This is a genomic window from Okeania sp. SIO2F4 (assembly GCF_010672385.1).
In the GTDB taxonomy this organism is placed as follows: domain Bacteria; phylum Cyanobacteriota; class Cyanobacteriia; order Cyanobacteriales; family Microcoleaceae; genus Trichodesmium.
In genome coordinates this window covers 1-15,895 of sequence record NZ_JAAHGT010000120.1, presented here as the reverse complement: position 1 = coordinate 15,895, position 15,895 = coordinate 1, and the positions used below count along the sequence as shown (strand labels likewise).

Sequence of the window (15,895 nt, the reverse complement as noted above, 5' to 3'; positions counted from 1 at the left end):
TTCTATCAAAAGAAACAATCAAACCGGAACGATTTGTTTACCAGAAGCAAATTTAGAAATTCAATTTGAAGTTGTCACCCAATTCACCAGGGGTGTTCCTGCTGAATAAAATCAGCGCACTGTTATCCATCAACCACAACTTCGATGCACAGTCCAAACGGATAATGGTACTCAAAAAGCGGAAGGGTATTGCAAAATTTATGATGGGAATTATCCCAGGTTTTGGGGATACCATTTTATTTATGCATTCTTCCCTGATTACGGGATTATTTGGAGTGCTGATGCCACATTCGGTGAAGAGAAATACAATTATTTCAAGCTACTCAATACGAACCCAACAGAAAAGCAAATATTGTTGCACGGCGAAGAGTCTTATCATCGCAAAACAGGAGCAAGTAGCTGGGTATGAGGCATTGCTGCAGCGATCGATCCTGCCGATACACCCCTGTCACATTGGGAAGATACCCTCAAAGCTAGTGCAGGTCTTTGCGAACCAGAAGCAGTCAAACTTTTAACCTGTCCTGCTCCTAGGGCGATAGAGTCCCTTCTAGAGATGGGAGTCACTTTTGACCGCCATGGTCAGAAACTTGCCCAAGAGCTAGAAGCAGCACACTCACACCCCCGTATCCTCCATTCTGGTGAAACCACCGGGTGATTATTCTCAAACTTCTGCTGATTGGCAATTGCATACCCTGATTGAGGGAGATTATTGGAGTAAGTCCCCTTGATTGTGAGGTTGTTTAACCGTATTTGATATAAAGCATTGGAGTAGTTTATAATCAACACTTGATAGCTAGATAGCAAAAAATAGCTCTCTGTGAAAGTGACAGAAGAGAGCGATCGAGTTTTCGAGATTTATACTAGCAGGACTTACGCAAGCGAACCAAAAAACTCAGTTTTTTCCTAGATGTCTATGTTTCTTATAACACTCCAAAGCAAGCTCATTTCATATGATATGATGTCCGGATAATTAAGTGATAAAAAAGTTTTTGTTTGTAGTAGGGCTTGAGCAATATCTATCTTAGGGTTGTTTGAGAAGTCATTAATCCCCCTAAATCCCCCTTGATAAGGGGGACTTTCTATTGTATTTCCCCCCTTGAAAAGCTATGCTTTATAAACATCTTTCTTAACATAAAACTTGACAAAAAAGAGAAGTTATGTAACTGCCATTCAATGGACATTTCGGGAGAGTAAACCTATTTAATTAGAGGCTAAACTCCCCCCATCTCCCCATCTCCCCATCTCCCCATCTCCCACATCCACAGGGTTTCAGGAGTTCCTTATAAGGGATAGCTTGAAAAGGGCGACTAGGGGGGATCTAAATCAAAATTCATACTTTTCAAACATCCTCTTAGAGCTTTAGCCCTACTACGAGCTTTAACGATCGCTATTCAACCAGACCTGATATTACTTAGGTGAAAACACTAAAATCAGAGTAATGGATAACACAGCTAAAGAGAAAATTGACAAAAAGACGAGGGCTTTGCGATAAACATTAGCACTGTCATCAACCACTCCTTGACCAAACTTCCGCAGTTGCCCCGATCGATATAACTCTTTCAGGTAATTACTGTCGTAACGAGCCATCCGAGCAAAGGGTAACTCTCCTTGGGTGCGCTGGGGCAAAATCCGGTGACGCTGGTAGGGAACACAATTATAGCCAAAGTTGTTGTCATATTCTTCGCTTTTTAACAGGGCATCAACAAAACCCTGGAGTCCTTTTGTAGCCAATATTATAGACCAGGCAAGTTTCTCTCGATCGTTATAGACTGGGCGTCCTAAAACCCTTTGAATACAAAGCTCGACACAACGATAGTTACTGTTAGTATCATAAATCAGTCGCCGGAATGAGTCTGAAAGCAGTAAACCGCGAATGAAATCCTTAATCGCGAGCTGACCATTGCGAAGTTGAGACTCTAGATAAACCTGTCGATGAGCTGTAATAATTTGTTGCTCGTTGAAAATTTGCCGATAAGCTGCCCATATAATCTCATCCATCTCTGTACCAGTGGGTAGGTTATCCAAAGTGTACTGTATGGGATATTCATCTCCTGGCACATTAAATTCTTGAACTCGATGATTTTGGCTAGATAGTGGATAGTAAAGTAAAGGAATTGTCATTTCAGTTATCAGTTGTCAGTTGTCAGTTGTCAGTTATTAGTACCTCATGCAATAGGGAGGCTTGAAACACTAAATTTTCTTTTTTATTATTGGCGAGGTTTATTAAAGCGATATTGTAGGGGTGAATAGGTATTCTACCCATTGTATGACCAGCAAAGGAGTTATATAAGCCGAGAGAGTAGACAGTAGTGGAAATTTATTTTTTGACAAAGTATAGAACATCTGTTTCGCGAGAGCGAGGGCTCTGTTTCTCTTGATTGAAGTTTTATTCATCTGTTGGACAATAGTTAGAATTTTTTGACACCAGCCATTTAATATCTCCAGAAAGGAGATATGGAGAGAGTAGACAGTAGTGGAAATTTATTTTTTGACAAAGTATAGAACATCTGTTTCGCGAGAGCGAGGGCTCTGTTTCTCTTGATTGAAGTTTTATTCATCTGTTGGACAATAGTTAGAATTTTTTGACACCAGCCATTTAATATCTCCAGAAAGGAGATATGGAGAGAGTAGACAGTAGTGGAAATTTATTTTTTGACAAAGTAGGGATAGAACATCTGTTCCGCGAGAGCGAGGGCTTTGTTTCTCTTGATTGAAGTTTTATTCATCTGTTGGACAATAGTTAGAATTTTTTGACACCAGCCATTTAATATCTCTAGTAAGGGGGTATGGAGGGAGTAGACAGTAGTGGAAATTTATTTTTTGACAAAGTAGGGATAGAACATCTGTTTCGCGAGAGCGAGGGCTTTGTTTCTCTTGATTGAAGTTTTATTCATCTGTTGGACAATAGTTAGAATTTTTTGACACCAGCCATTTAATATCTCCAGAAAGGAGGTATGGAGAGAGTAGACAGTAGTGGAAATTTATTTTTTGACAAAGTAGGGATAGAACATCTGTTCCGCGAGAGCGAGGGCTTTGTTTCTCTTGATTGAAGTTTTATTCATCTGTTGGACAATAGTTAGAATTTTTTGACACCAGCCATTTAATATCTCTAGTAAGGGGGTATGGAGAGAGTAGACAGTAGTGGAAATTTATTTTTTGACAAAGTAGGGATAGAACATCTGTTCCGCGAGAGCGAGGGCTTTGTTTCTCTTGATTGAAGTTTTATTCATCTGTTGGACAATAGTTAGAATTTTTTGACACCAGCCATTTAATATCTCCAACAATAAAAAATTAAATCAATCCCATACGCAGAAATCATCTATTCTTTCCCCTTACTCCCTACTCCCTCTTTTCTGGAGACACCAAATGGGTTCTATACTACTCCGAAATCAACGAATTTCATATGACTTCTAATATCAAATGCTGGTAAGTAAGTCGAAAAATTTACAAGTCGGTACAATTGATACTTCGTGAGGGTTTGCTCACCAAATCCCTACCAATATGTTCAAACAATTCCTGTTCGCCCAATTTCCAATAGAATAAAGCAAGCAAAAATTACACCGCCTATTCCACCAATCAGGAAACCAGAAGTAAACAGACTCCAATCCCGATAAGTTTGCAGGTTTTCCGGCAAAACACCCACTGGCTTACCTGAACTTTGAAACACTGCTATCCCATAAACGAACAGACAGATACTTAAAATTACTACTAACCCAGATGCACTGCTAGCTCCAGCTAAAAGAGCTTGGTCGGTGTCGCGCAAAGGTCCCAGTTTAAGGAACGGCCCTAATAACAGGTATCCATGAGCCATGCCAATTTCCAGCCCCCGTGCGATGGGAGATAAACCTTTGCGATAAATAGGCAAGTTTCTCACCCAAGTTAGAGTTAGCTGACTGGAGTTAATTGGAGTTGCCAGGTTGCCCAACTGGGGGTCGTTTTGGAACGGCTGTACAATACCTGTGACTAGAGATTCGTTATTGAATTGAGTGTCTCCATAGAGGGCACCGGGATTGAACTTCATATTGCTGAAAACAAATCCACTGGCGATCGCTCTTGCTCTGAGACCATGCCAAAAGTGACCGGCTAGTAGCAGACAGGCAAAAATGAGTTGGAACAACATCAACCACGTCCGAGGAGTAATAGTTCCATCAACGTTAGTCACGCCCACGGGACCATAAAATGCTGAGGGATAAACTGTATCATTTACCCAGACAAAGTAGGCTGCAAAAAAGCCCATGTAAGCTAAAGCTGCCTGACTATAGGCAAGATAAGCCTCTCCCGACCAAACAAACAACCCTTTAGCCCATTTAGTAGGAGCAGTATTAATATGCCAGAGACCGCCCAAAATGCAGATTGCTCCAATCCATATATGACCGCCCACCACATCTTCTAGAGAGTTAACAGCAGCCATACCCTTTAATGTCCAGCCATCAGGAGTGATGCCTACCAGATAGCCGAAGATTCTCTGGGGGTTGAAAGTTGGTTCACTAATCACTCGTACATTGGCGATCGCCGGATCGTACAAACCACCAGCATACACAGCCTTGACTACTAACATCAATGCTCCAATCCCCAGTAGTACTAGATGAATACCAAGGATAGTAGTCATTTTGTTACCATCATTCCACTGATAGCCAAATCCTTTTTCATCCAGTTTGTCAGGTCCAAGTACGGCATGGTAAATTCCACCTGCTCCTAAAATTGCCGAACTAACTAGATGGATAACACCAATGGTAAAGAAAGGATAGGTGTCAATAATTTCCCCATTTGCGCCAACTCCTAAACCCAGAGCAGCCATGTGGGGCAGCAAAATCAGCCCTTGGTCGTAGATAGGTAAACTAGGGTCGAATCTAGATAACTCAAACAGAGTCATAGCACCCGCCCAAAGTACAATCAAGCCAGCATGAGCAATGTGCGCTCCTAATAACTTTCCAGATAGGTCAACAAAGCGAAAATTACCTGCCCACCAGGAATAGGGTTCTTGGGAATCACCAACATAGTTCGTAACATCAACATTATTATCTGTTGAAAAGCCTAAAAACCTTAATGGATTTGATTTAGTTACAGTCATTTCAGTTATCAGTTATCAGTTATCAGTTATCAGTTCCTCTGCTTGTTTGCGCAGCATTCCGTAGGAAAGCCAGAGGCTTAAAATACTGAATTGAATTTTCTCTTGGTCTATTGGATATGACGAGGTCTACTCGCCATCTCACCCTACGGGAAGTTCCGCTTTTTATCTCCTTGAAAGGGGAAGCTTGAGACCTTATTTTTTGGTCATAACTAACTTACCTGACCTCTTGTAGAAGTGATTACTCTGCCTTCAGTGAAACTATAGCCTGCTGCCCGTAAGGCGTGGAATATATGTCCTTGTAGGAAGAAAAAGCCTAACCAGAAGTGAGCATTGGCTAACCAGACTCTTGCAGTTAAGACTCCATCAGAACTAACAAACACGGGAAAGCGATCGAACACCAGTGTCAAAGTTGGTCCGAAAAATTCTGTAGGAAATACTAGAGAATTAACAGACACAAACAGTGTGGCTACAAATGCCATTAAGCTTACCGCGCCAATGCTATAAGATAGATAGGCTTCTCCTGACCATACAAATAAGCCCTTAGCCCAACCCAAAGGTGCGGTTTTCATATGCCAGAGACCACCCAAAATGCAGATAGCACCAATCCAAATATGACCGCCTACTACATCTTCTAAAGAGTTGACACCAGCTAGCCAAAAACGCCCTTCGGTACCAAACAAATAGCCGAAAATGGTTGTGGGATTCAGAGTAGGATTCGATATTATCCGTACATTCTGAATCGCTGGATCGTATAATCCGCCGAACGCCATCGCTTTCCCCACAAGCAAGAAAGCACCTATTCCCAACAATACTAAATGGATACCTAAGATAGTCGTCATTTTGCCTGGGTTATCCCAACTGTAACCAAAGAAGGAAAATTTGTCTTCTAGCTTGGATGGACCTCTCAGGGCGTGGAAGATACCTCCTGCTCCTAAAAAGGCTGAACTAATTAAATGCAGTACCCCTATTACAAAGTAGGGATAGGTATCAATTACACCACCTTCACCAACTCCAAATCCTAAACGAGCTAGATTTGGTAGCACAATTAATCCTTGTTCATACATTGGTAAAGAGGGGTCAAAATTTCCTACTTCAAATAAAGTAATAGCACCAGCCCAAAGTACAATCAAGCCAGCATGGGCTACATGAGCGCCCAATAACTTCCCCGATAGGTTTACAAGCCGAGCATTACCCGCTCGCCAAGGAATTTGCACATTATCATTAGTAGCGGTAGTCATCGCAATTGTTCTCCTTGTTAAATACGATCAAACTTATAGGTTTAACTACAAAGGTTAGGACTTATGGAACAGCTGAAACTAGGCTACACTAAGTAGCTATAGCAGAAGTCAGTAGGGGCAAATATTCATTGCGCAGCACGAACTAAATTTGAGAGGAGCGAGAATCTGTTAACCACCCTGGCAACTGCTATAACTTTTAACTTGCACATAGCCCTATACTTTCTGCTCATAAAGGTCTAATAGGTGTGACATTCTTAGGGATATATAGCAATTGAAGCAAAGGGCGCGGACATTTCTAAATTCTCAAAATGAGTCATAGATTATTTTTGACTTTTGCCTTTTGACTTTTGCCTTGCGCATAGCGCTCTGGCATATTTAGACATTATTTTTCGTAGACCTTTTCTAGACTAGACCTTGAGCTAGAACTTGTAAGTATCTGAGCACGCAGTGCTATAAAGTTAAAGAAGGTTCCATAAGATATGCCACGGGTAGCAGCACGCGATCGGTTGGCGTGCCATAAGTGTCCTACTAACGCCAGAAAACCTAACCCAGCATGAACGCTAGCGAGACTAACCCGCACATTGTCACCCCCAATAGGGCCGTAAAATACGCTAGGATATACAATCTCGTTGGTGGAGACGAAGACAGCCACGCTGAAGCCAGCGATCGCCAGTGCCCCCAAACTGTAAGACAAATAAGCCTCTCCTGACCAGATTAGTATCTTTTTTGCCCAACCCGTAGGCTTGGAAACAATGTGAAACAGACCGCCAACGATGCAAAGTAGGCTCACCCAGACATGACCACCGATGACATCTTCGAGATTATCTACGGCAGCCATACCAGTAATCGTCCAGCCATTAGGGCTAAAACCAAACAGATAGCCGAAAATTCTTGCAGGATCTAGGTTTGGCTGTACCAGTCGCACCTTTTCTATTAGTGGGTCATAAATACCACCTAAAGCTGTTGCTTTAATCACCAGTAATGCTGCTCCCAGTCCTAACAGCACTAGATGAATACCAAGAATTGTTGTCATCTTATTGCCGTCTTCCCAGTCGTAGCCAAAGCCTTTTGGATCAAGCTGTTTTGGCCCTAAAACGGCATGATAGATACCTCCTGCCCCCAAAACAGCAGAGCTAATTAGATGCAGCATACCGATAACGTAGTATGGATAGGTGTCGATCGCCTGCCCACCTGCTTCGATACCAATACCTAATGTTGCCAGATGGGGCAGTAAAATTAGCTTCTGCTCGTACATTGGTAAGCTGGGGTCAAAGTAGGATAACTCGAATAGAGTCATTGCACCTGCCCATAGCATAATCAAGCCAGCATGGGCTACATGGGCACCCAGTAATTGCCCAGATAGGTCTTTGAACCGGATATTGCCTCCTAGCAGGGGTGCGCCTTCCTCTTCAGTGGCCTCAAAAGACCAGCCTAGCGATCGCCATGCAGGTATCCAGAAAATTCCTCTGCTGTTACTTGTAGATTCAGGTGTTTCAACAGTCCTGCTGTCTTCATTGTCTAATGTTTGCATAGAAATTCTATCCTCAATCTGACGGATATCAGCTTAAGAAGGCTCAATAGTAGTCCTAAATAATTAGAAAAACATCCTAATAAGATAATCAAAAATTAAAATCAGATTCCTTTTACCTTAACCTGTTTTTTGTTTTAGGATACAGCAAAAATAGAACTACTATTTGAGTTGTATTATCAATAAGTTTATTTGAACATAAATAAGAAGTTTTATCAATAAGTGGGATGTAAATTTTTATTAAGAAGTATGAGTAAGGTACAATTCTATAACTATAGTGCTACGCATTAAGGTTAGGACATTTCTAAATCCTAAAACCCTTTATTAGTCTACTATTCCCTATTCCCTATTCCCTATTCCCTATTCCCTAGCGCGTAGCGCTATAAGATTAATTTCTGATATAGAAATCAGTAATCAAAAGTAGTGGTTAGGCAATTGGTAGTCAGCTTTTCAGTTCGCATAATCCACAAGAAACACTAAAATCAATTGCTCCATGCTTACAAATTTGCTTCTTTCACTTGCAGCATTCAAAGCAAACAAAGATCGCGCATACAGTGGAGGATAGCAAAAATGCAATCAATGCCATCCATGAACATTTGAAAGTCTCAAAGTATTACTGCTCTTAATCACTACCCAAATTTAGGCAAACTTATCAAATATTTACCGAAAAATTCAAGCTATAAAGTCTCTCCATTCATGGATAAAAAGTGGTCGTTTCGGCTAACTCCATATCCAATCTCCCCTTGAGAAGAAAAAATTCCTTTGAGCAAAATCCTCTTGTTTATAAAAATAGGTAATTATTAATTATTGGTATTGGTGAAATAAGGTATGAAATTCGTATCGAAGTAAGATTAATAGTAAGAAAAAAAGCTCTTTTAACTACTGACTACTGTACGAGCGATTCGCGAATCGCCCGTACTAAAAATCATACAATCATTCACCAACGCCTAATTATTAATTGTTGAAACTTCAACTACCTATACTTTTGATTTTCAAGCGTTCAGGTTTAATCTTGGTTGGTGACTTCCACAAGCGATCGCCCTGCACTAAAGTATGAACATTCCAATCATCAGAAGTTTTTGGATAATCACTACGATAATGTCCGCCTCTACTTTCAGCGCGGGATATACCACTTTTGAGAATTAAATAACCTAGATCCAAAAGATTAAGTGTTTCTGCTGTTATCCGCAATTGCTGTTCAGCATTTGTAGAATTTAATTCTATCATCTCATTAGGCAAGAGATTAGCTAAAAATTTAACTATATCTAAACTTGCCAAACTATCTCGCCAGCGATTAACTTGATATAGTGCCTGATTTAATAACTCTTCTTGACGAGAAATTCCTGCACTTTCCCACATTAAACTCGGTAACATTTGCCGGATCGTTTCTATCTGTTCCATTTCCCTATTCCAGTCAGAGTTTACCTGAGAGATATCAGAATCTGGTGCAACCAAATTTGGCTCAATTTCAATGCGAGATAGTTGAGCAGCAAATACTAAACATTCTAACAAAGAATTACTAGCTAAACGGTTTGCTCCGTGAACCCCTGTACTTGCTGTTTCTCCAATAGCATAAAGTCCACGAATAGAAGTTTGACTCATTAAGTCGCAAGCAACTCCCCCCATCCAATAATGAGCAGCAGGAGAAACTGGAATAGGTTCTTGAAAAACATCAATACCCCATTGTTGACAGACATTGATAATATTGGGAAAACGATAGCGAATACGGTCTCGGTCAATTGGTCGCAAATCTAAATATACATGAGCATGAGTGGGATCGCTAGAGGTTTTGTGCAAGTGATGGAAAATAGCTCGACTGACAACATCCCTGGGAGCTAACTCTCCAGCAGGATGATAGTCAAAGGCAAAACGGTAGCATTTTTCATCAACTAGATGCGCTCCCTCTCCTCTCACTGCTTCGCTAATCAAAAAATGAGGCGCTCCCGGTTTAGTTAAAGCAGTAGGATGAAATTGGAAAAATTCTAAGTCTCTTAAAACCGCTCCTGCACGCCAAGCTATTGCAACTCCATCGCCAGTGCTGACTTCTGGGTTAGTAGTTTGGGAAAATATTTGACCGCCTCCACCTGTTGCGAGAACAACTACAGAAGATTTTAACCACTGGATTTTACTTTTATGGAGAAGACTAATTCCTTGCACGTGTTTTTTTTGTGGAGTTAGCCATAAATTTAACGCTACTGCGTGGGAAATAACCTGAATGTTTGGACGTTCCAGAACTTTAGCTATGAGTGTATCGATAATAGCTCGACCTGTGGTATCTGCGGAATGAAGTACGCGGGGGTGGGAGTGAGCAGCTTCTAAAGTCATTGCCAGTTTTTCTCCTTTGCGGTCGAAGGCAACTCCCATTTCTACTAAATGGGCGATCGCCTCTGGAGCATTCTCCACCATAAATTTTACTGCTTCTTGGTCACACAAACCCACACCAGCTTTAAGGGTATCTTCTAGGTGTAAAAATGGATTATCCGATGGGTCAACAGCAGCAGCAATACCTCCCTGAGCATAGTTACTTGAACCCATGTTTATGGTATTTTTAGTAACTAAGGCGACTCGGAGGTGAGTAGGTAAACAAAGGGCAGCATAAAGTCCTGCTGCACCTGAGCCTACTACTATTACGTCAAAGTGGGGAGAAATACTTGGAGATTTTAATCTTGGCATTCGTAAAAGTATGTTTTGATATAGAATAACTTGGTGTACAATTTTGATGAGCAATCTCTCTGTCAGAGATGATTCAAGCAGACATAGCAGTTTGTGTCAAAGTTAAGTACATTACCCCACCTTGAAAGCAAGGCAAGATAAGGGAAACAAGAAAATTGACTACTAATAGATGAGTTTTAATTGCTATAGCATGATTTATCGCTATAATTACGACAATATCCCCCATATCCAAATTCAGGATGGGGTATAAAAAAAATGTTGCTCCCAACAGTTAAATATTAGAGATATTATAATTGATTTCTGCTTTTTTAGCTACTTTATTTTATACTTTTTTTCTTTTCTAAAATAATAGTCTCGATAAATTTAAGTTATATACCTGATCGTAGTTGAGTACAAATAAATTGCCATTACTAATTTAATTCAACCAAGGATGCTTGTGGCCATACTTAAAACAAAATGTATGTTATATAGAATCCGAGTAATTACCCTATGATTGAGGAGTCAGGAAGACCTATTCAGGAGAAAGGAAGGTATGAAGCGTGGGAATTATTTAGGGGTATTCCATGGAAAGTTTATGTTAAGTGTAGGTAGTTTGTGATAACCATATAAGCGGAATTCATATTTGATCAAATCTGCTGGCTTTGGATTGATATAATTTATACCAGAAACCTGTCTAGAAACCGGGTTTATATTAAATACGCCACAATAGCGACATATTCTCATACAAACCCGGTTTCTGTGCGGTTTGATCGCAGGGATACTAACAGATTTGATCTTACAGAAAAGAGACGTTGAATTCAACGTCTCTTTTCTTATTGTTGATTTTAAATATTTGGAGATGTCTATTAAAATCAATTTATGGAAATCTCTTCAACAATTAATAATTAATAATTATTAATTATTACCTCTCCTTGAAAACGGATAGGATTGACTAATCATGAAAATTTTTTCTTGTTTCTCCTTGCTCATGAGAGGCTTTATACCTTAATTATTCGGTAATACTTCACCCACAAATACTAAAATTTTTTCCTAATGGGTTGCTGACTTTCAATGAGTAAAAGTCTACATCAAGCATTTATTAACCCCATCTGACGCTCCCATTTACCTTTGATGGTCTGATAGTCATTGTAATATTCTTCTGGATTAAATCCTGGCAAAATTTCATAAACATCTATTTCTTGCCATAGAGGTTGTAAACTTTCAATGACTGGCATAGATTGAGCCACAATTTTTTCGGGTTTTAACCAATATTGTTTTTCTTCAACTGTTACATTAGGACGCAACTTATTTTCATTACCCGTATCTGTGGTACTAACATTAATAAAACGTCCCCGAATTAATCCTTTCCAGTCAGAAGACTTAGCTAAGTCTTTAATGTATTTGCGTAAAGTATCTTTGGCATAAGTATAAGACCGCCAAAACGGGATTTTGTATTTATCACTAATGGAACCAAAACCACAAAGGGCGAGGGTTATTTTCCGCCCACCCTGATGTTCTTGATTAAGTTTTTTAACTAAAGGGTTGACGACATTCACAAAAGTATGGTAATTTGATGATAATACTTCATTATCTACCTTGTGCCGATTGTAGTTGAGGTGGGGTAGATACTCTAGGTCTTCATATTTGAATTTACCTACACCATGCACCAAGATTAAATCAGAAACTTCACTTAAATCTAATTGTTCGATCGCTTCCCTTGTCCCCTTCTCATCCAAAAGATCGACTTTAAATTGAATCACTTCAGTGGTTTCTAGCTTGCTTCTGGAAAGAGCTACACATTTTGTATTTTTCTGTTGTACAAAATGTTTGACATAGCAAGCTCCCACAGCACCACTTGCACCCGTTACTATTGCCATTCGAGTGTTCATAAATTTTTTTTCCTCTATTTTCGTATGTTGCTGTTTTTAGGGAGGTTATCCTGATTTTCTCAACAGAAATTCTAATTCTGCTGCCTTCTTGAAAAAAAGCAGCAGTTGAGTTTAGGTAAGAAAATTCAATATTTTCAATTTAAAAGTTAATTAGCCTCTAGGTTGATAGTAGAAGCAATGAATGCACCACGTTCGGCCATTGTATATAACCCTACATGGTGAGATACTTTCTGTGGATGAATAGCAGTTTTAGGTAAACCCTGTTCTGCTGCCATTTCTGCTGTCAGATCAAAGGTAGCACAACCTTTATCATATACAGCTATATCTTTTAAAGTTGGTGCTAAACCATGATTACGAACCGACAGAATAGTTACAACAAAATCCATCACACAGATATCAGTACAAATTCCTACCACAACTATGGCTTCAAGTTTGTATTCATTTATCCAATTTAACAATACATTACGTTGGGTATCAACGTCAATAGAACCTATAAATCCATTAATACAATCCTTGGGAACTAATGTTGCGAGGGGGTTATCGTGTAACCATTTCAGTTCAGGAACAAGTTCTTCTTCTCCTGTTCCCTTTTCGCAATGAGGGGGATAAGGAGGTTCTGGTTTCCCTGGTTCGTGGGTATCTAGGAAGGCTAAAACTGGCCAACCTCGTTCAACAAAAGTTCTGGCTAGGCGATCGCTTTCCGAGACCATTGTGGCAATTTGTTCATCTGGTTCTTGGGGAGCTAATGGCCCAAAGCCAACTGTGCAAAAACCATTAAGTACATCTACTACAACTAATCCGGTGGGGCGATCGCCAACGACATAAGGTTGTGGGTCAACGGGTAAAGCAGCTTGAACAGTTGCTAAGGCAGTATCAGGAGTAGCTAGAGTTGTTGTCATATTTATCTTAATCCTTGTTTTTTCAAGATATTTTCAGCCCAAATTGAATCATTTTTTGATAAAGCAGGAATAATTTTTTGTTGGTAGTCAATTATTAAATCATAGCGTCCCTGGTCATAAACTTGGTGTAAAATACTTTGTAAATCTAGAGTAATTTCTGAATCTTCTGGAAGTAGAGGCAAAGTAAAAACAGGAATCATATCTTGAATGTTAAAAGCATAGAGATATGCTTGAGGACGTTGATTACTAGGACTAACTAAAATGCAATAGTCACGTTTTATATTTTGATTTAAAGTAATCATTGAATTACCTTGACGTAGCAAATCTATTTCTACAAAATTTGTGTAGCTACTTAAAATATGCTGACGTTTTTTTTCGTATTTTATCCGACCTTCTCCTGCATTTTTATTGATAGGGGAAAGAATTCCAATAGCCGTAACAACTTCTCCCTTAGCGAATTATTAATAATTAATAATTATTAATTAAATAATTCAGCTTACTCTGCCTCCCCCCATAGGGGAAAAAAGCGGTCGAGAGATGCTGAGGAAACCTAGCCATATCTAATCTCCCCTTGAGAAGAAACAGTATTTCCTTGTATTCAATTCCGTAACGGTTTCAACCTTCTTGTAATTATCCATTATCCATTATTCATTATCCATTAATGAACAACTCTCCTAACTTCTAGATATCCTTGTTTAATCGTTTCTGTAAGAGCAAGTTCTATGGTTAAAGGTTGGGTAGAAGGCACTGCAACAGTTACATTATACTCAGGAGATTTGATAGTATTTTCAGAACTTTTAGCAATTATATTATCAGGAATACCAATAAGTGTAGACTTTTCTCCACTGGTTTCATAGATTCGCACTTCCACCGCAACTACATATTTAGGAGCTAACTGTTGGTTTAATAAACGAGCAATTTCCGTAATTAGCCAATGATGTACACTTGACCAATAAGCTGAAATTTATAAATAGGGATTCATTCCAGGGAAGGGTGAGGGCATTTTCAACAATTAATAATTAATAATTAACAAATACATCTCCTTGAAAAGAAGAGGATTGAATCAAAGGAATTTTTTTTCTTATTTACCCTTTAAAGGAGAGGCTTTAAACCTTAATTATTCTGTGATTTATACTTAACTGCAAAGTTTAGTCATAAAAGTATTTTACACCAATTGTATAAAAAAATTCAACAAAAATAACTTTGAAGGTGCTGGAAATGTTAATAGTGTTCATTATACTTTTAGTAGTAAAGCGCGAAAACCAGCTTGAATGAAATGGCGATCGGCAGTCACAGCATTAATTAAACTCTCCTTTTATATTACAACGAACGAAATACAATCTACCAATCCCCAGGATTTATCCAAACGAGATTCATAGAGATTTAAACCTTGCTGAAAAAGTTCTGAAGTCACATTAACTACTTGGATATTATTTGTTTGATAACATTGTTTAATAAACCCTGCTACTTGAGCGTGATTCAAAAAACTTAAAGCATTTCCTACTTCCATCAAAATTGCTTCAGTCAACCAAACTTCATTCGCACTTATAACACGAGATAATACTTTTCTGGCTTGGGAATAATATTCATTGCGGGGATTAAGTATTGCTTGAATAAAAACAGTATCTAAAAACAACCTATCTTTACTCATTGCTTAAATTGTGTTTAGGAGTGGCATATAAATAATAGTCATGTTGTATTGACCAATCTTCCGGTGCTTCAAAAGTACCTGCTAAACTCTCCAAAATATCCCAAGCATTTTCTTTTGGAGTATCAGGTAATTTTTCCTCAGAAATAATCTGGATTCGATTGCTGCCACGATTTGTCTCTACCTTGATTTTTTTTACCTGATGTAAACCTACCTTGACTATATACCTGGACAAAATTAATTTAACAATTAGTGGAGGTAGGCAAAAGGGAACAGGAGAAAAACAATAACTTCTTCCTTAAAAGTTCGAGCTAGGCGATCGCTTTCTGAGACCATTGTAGCAATTTGTTCGTCAGGCTCTTGGGGTGCTAATGGGCCAAAACCAACTGTGCAAAAACCATTAAGTACATCTACTACAACTAATCCGGTGGGGCGGTTTCCTACAGTATAGGGTTGTGGATCGATAGGTAAAGCAGCTTCAATTGCTGCTAATATGGAATTGGGAGTAGTTAGGGTAGTTATCATCGTTCTTTTTAGGTTGTTTAAGAGCTGATTTATTAACTTAGTTAAAAGTCTTACATCACCTAGCTTTGAGGAATTTAGCAACGACAGGATAATAACTCGCCAAACCTAACTATAGCGAGAAATTCAGCCTCTTAATATTTACTTTATAAATCAGCTCTAATATATGGATAATTTAATAGTAACTGGTTCTAAATACAAGTAATTTGCGACTTATTAACATAACAGTTTTATTGCGGTGAGCAGTTACAATATAAAATTATCAACAAAGAGAAAAAACATGAGAAAAGTATTAGCTTTATGGACAACGTTTCGCTCCACCTCCACTGCTTTTGAAAATATGATGTGCAAAAGAGGTGATTTTCTCGTCTTTCACGAACCTTTTTCGTTATCTTACTACAAGTCCCCAGAGCGTCGCAATACTAATCGTTATCCAGATATAGAACTA

At 39.0% G+C, this 15,895-nt stretch carries 12 protein-coding genes and 1 pseudogene; 1 reads left to right on the top strand and 12 read right to left on the bottom strand.

The features are described 5' to 3' along the window. The first annotated feature begins 412 nt into the window (after nt 1–412). Nucleotides 413–655: an FAD-binding protein gene (locus tag F6K22_RS10365; protein WP_363273264.1), complete on the top strand. Its 243-nt coding sequence runs from the start codon at nt 413–415 to the stop codon at nt 653–655. Between the two features lie 752 nt (nt 656–1,407). On the opposite strand, the gene F6K22_RS10360 is transcribed toward F6K22_RS10365, so the two are convergent. From F6K22_RS10360 to F6K22_RS10300, 12 genes and pseudogenes are all read right to left on the bottom strand, one after another. After that, entirely contained in the window at nt 1,408–2,121 is a 714-nt protein-coding gene (locus tag F6K22_RS10360) for a phycobilisome rod-core linker polypeptide (protein WP_293096757.1), read from the bottom strand. Nucleotides 2,122–3,505: 1,384 nt separating this feature from the next. Continuing rightward, on the bottom strand, nt 3,506–5,071 hold the full coding sequence (locus F6K22_RS10350) for a chlorophyll a/b binding light-harvesting protein (protein ID WP_363273261.1): 1,566 nt from the start codon (nt 5,069–5,071) through the stop codon (nt 3,506–3,508). 209 nt (nt 5,072–5,280) lie between these two features. Continuing rightward, entirely contained in the window at nt 5,281–6,309 is a 1,029-nt protein-coding gene (locus F6K22_RS10345) for a chlorophyll a/b binding light-harvesting protein (RefSeq protein ID WP_293096754.1), read from the bottom strand. Between the two features lie 382 nt (nt 6,310–6,691). Next, nucleotides 6,692–7,840, bottom strand: coding sequence for a chlorophyll a/b binding light-harvesting protein (locus F6K22_RS10340; protein ID WP_293096751.1), 1,149 nt, complete (start codon nt 7,838–7,840; stop codon nt 6,692–6,694). 966 nt (nt 7,841–8,806) lie between these two features. After that, entirely contained in the window at nt 8,807–10,510 is a 1,704-nt protein-coding gene (gene nadB / locus F6K22_RS10335) for an L-aspartate oxidase (protein WP_293096749.1), read from the bottom strand. A gap of 1,067 nt (nt 10,511–11,577) precedes the next feature. Next, nucleotides 11,578–12,378, bottom strand: a complete 801-nt coding sequence (locus F6K22_RS10330; protein WP_293096746.1) for an SDR family NAD(P)-dependent oxidoreductase — start codon at nt 12,376–12,378, stop codon at nt 11,578–11,580. A gap of 146 nt (nt 12,379–12,524) precedes the next feature. Beyond that, nucleotides 12,525–13,277, bottom strand: coding sequence for an isochorismatase family protein (locus tag F6K22_RS10325; protein ID WP_293096744.1), 753 nt, complete (start codon nt 13,275–13,277; stop codon nt 12,525–12,527). Between the two features lie 2 nt (nt 13,278–13,279). Continuing rightward, nucleotides 13,280–13,720 (bottom strand): annotated as a pseudogene (locus F6K22_RS10320) (DUF4058 family protein); the annotation flags it as partial. A 215-nt stretch (nt 13,721–13,935) separates the two neighbouring features. Further along, the gene (locus F6K22_RS10315) at nt 13,936–14,196 is read right to left on the bottom strand and encodes a DUF4058 family protein (protein ID WP_375340149.1); all 261 of its coding nucleotides are present in this window, start codon (nt 14,194–14,196) and stop codon (nt 13,936–13,938) included. A 396-nt stretch (nt 14,197–14,592) separates the two neighbouring features. Further along, nucleotides 14,593–14,928 carry a type II toxin-antitoxin system VapC family toxin gene (locus F6K22_RS10310; RefSeq protein ID WP_293096742.1) on the bottom strand — a complete coding sequence of 112 codons (336 nt, stop codon included), beginning with the start codon at nt 14,926–14,928 and terminating at the stop codon, nt 14,593–14,595. Further along, nucleotides 14,921–15,160: a hypothetical protein gene (locus F6K22_RS10305; protein WP_293096740.1), complete on the bottom strand. Its 240-nt coding sequence runs from the start codon at nt 15,158–15,160 to the stop codon at nt 14,921–14,923. The genes F6K22_RS10310 and F6K22_RS10305 overlap by 8 nt, the downstream gene beginning before the upstream one ends. A gap of 14 nt (nt 15,161–15,174) precedes the next feature. Continuing rightward, nucleotides 15,175–15,450 (bottom strand): cysteine hydrolase family protein, encoded by a 276-nt coding sequence (locus tag F6K22_RS10300; protein ID WP_293096738.1) that lies wholly within the window; start codon nt 15,448–15,450, stop codon nt 15,175–15,177. Nucleotides 15,451–15,895 lie beyond the last annotated feature (445 nt).

What these genes read in the sequence shown, in the direction of transcription:
- F6K22_RS10310 (WP_293096742.1), bottom strand. Translation starts at nt 14,928, where the DNA reads ATGAGTAAAGATAGGTTGTTTTTAGATACTGTTTTTATTCAAGCAATA.
- F6K22_RS10345 (WP_293096754.1), bottom strand. Translation starts at nt 6,309, where the DNA reads ATGACTACCGCTACTAATGATAATGTGCAAATTCCTTGGCGAGCGGGT.
- F6K22_RS10340 (WP_293096751.1), bottom strand. Translation starts at nt 7,840, where the DNA reads ATGCAAACATTAGACAATGAAGACAGCAGGACTGTTGAAACACCTGAA.
- F6K22_RS10300 (WP_293096738.1), bottom strand. Translation starts at nt 15,450, where the DNA reads ATGATAACTACCCTAACTACTCCCAATTCCATATTAGCAGCAATTGAA.
- F6K22_RS10360 (WP_293096757.1), bottom strand. Translation starts at nt 2,121, where the DNA reads ATGACAATTCCTTTACTTTACTATCCACTATCTAGCCAAAATCATCGA.
- nadB (WP_293096749.1), bottom strand. Translation starts at nt 10,510, where the DNA reads ATGCCAAGATTAAAATCTCCAAGTATTTCTCCCCACTTTGACGTAATA.
- F6K22_RS10350 (WP_363273261.1), bottom strand. Translation starts at nt 5,071, where the DNA reads ATGACTGTAACTAAATCAAATCCATTAAGGTTTTTAGGCTTTTCAACA.
- F6K22_RS10330 (WP_293096746.1), bottom strand. Translation starts at nt 12,378, where the DNA reads ATGAACACTCGAATGGCAATAGTAACGGGTGCAAGTGGTGCTGTGGGA.
- F6K22_RS10325 (WP_293096744.1), bottom strand. Translation starts at nt 13,277, where the DNA reads ATGACAACAACTCTAGCTACTCCTGATACTGCCTTAGCAACTGTTCAA.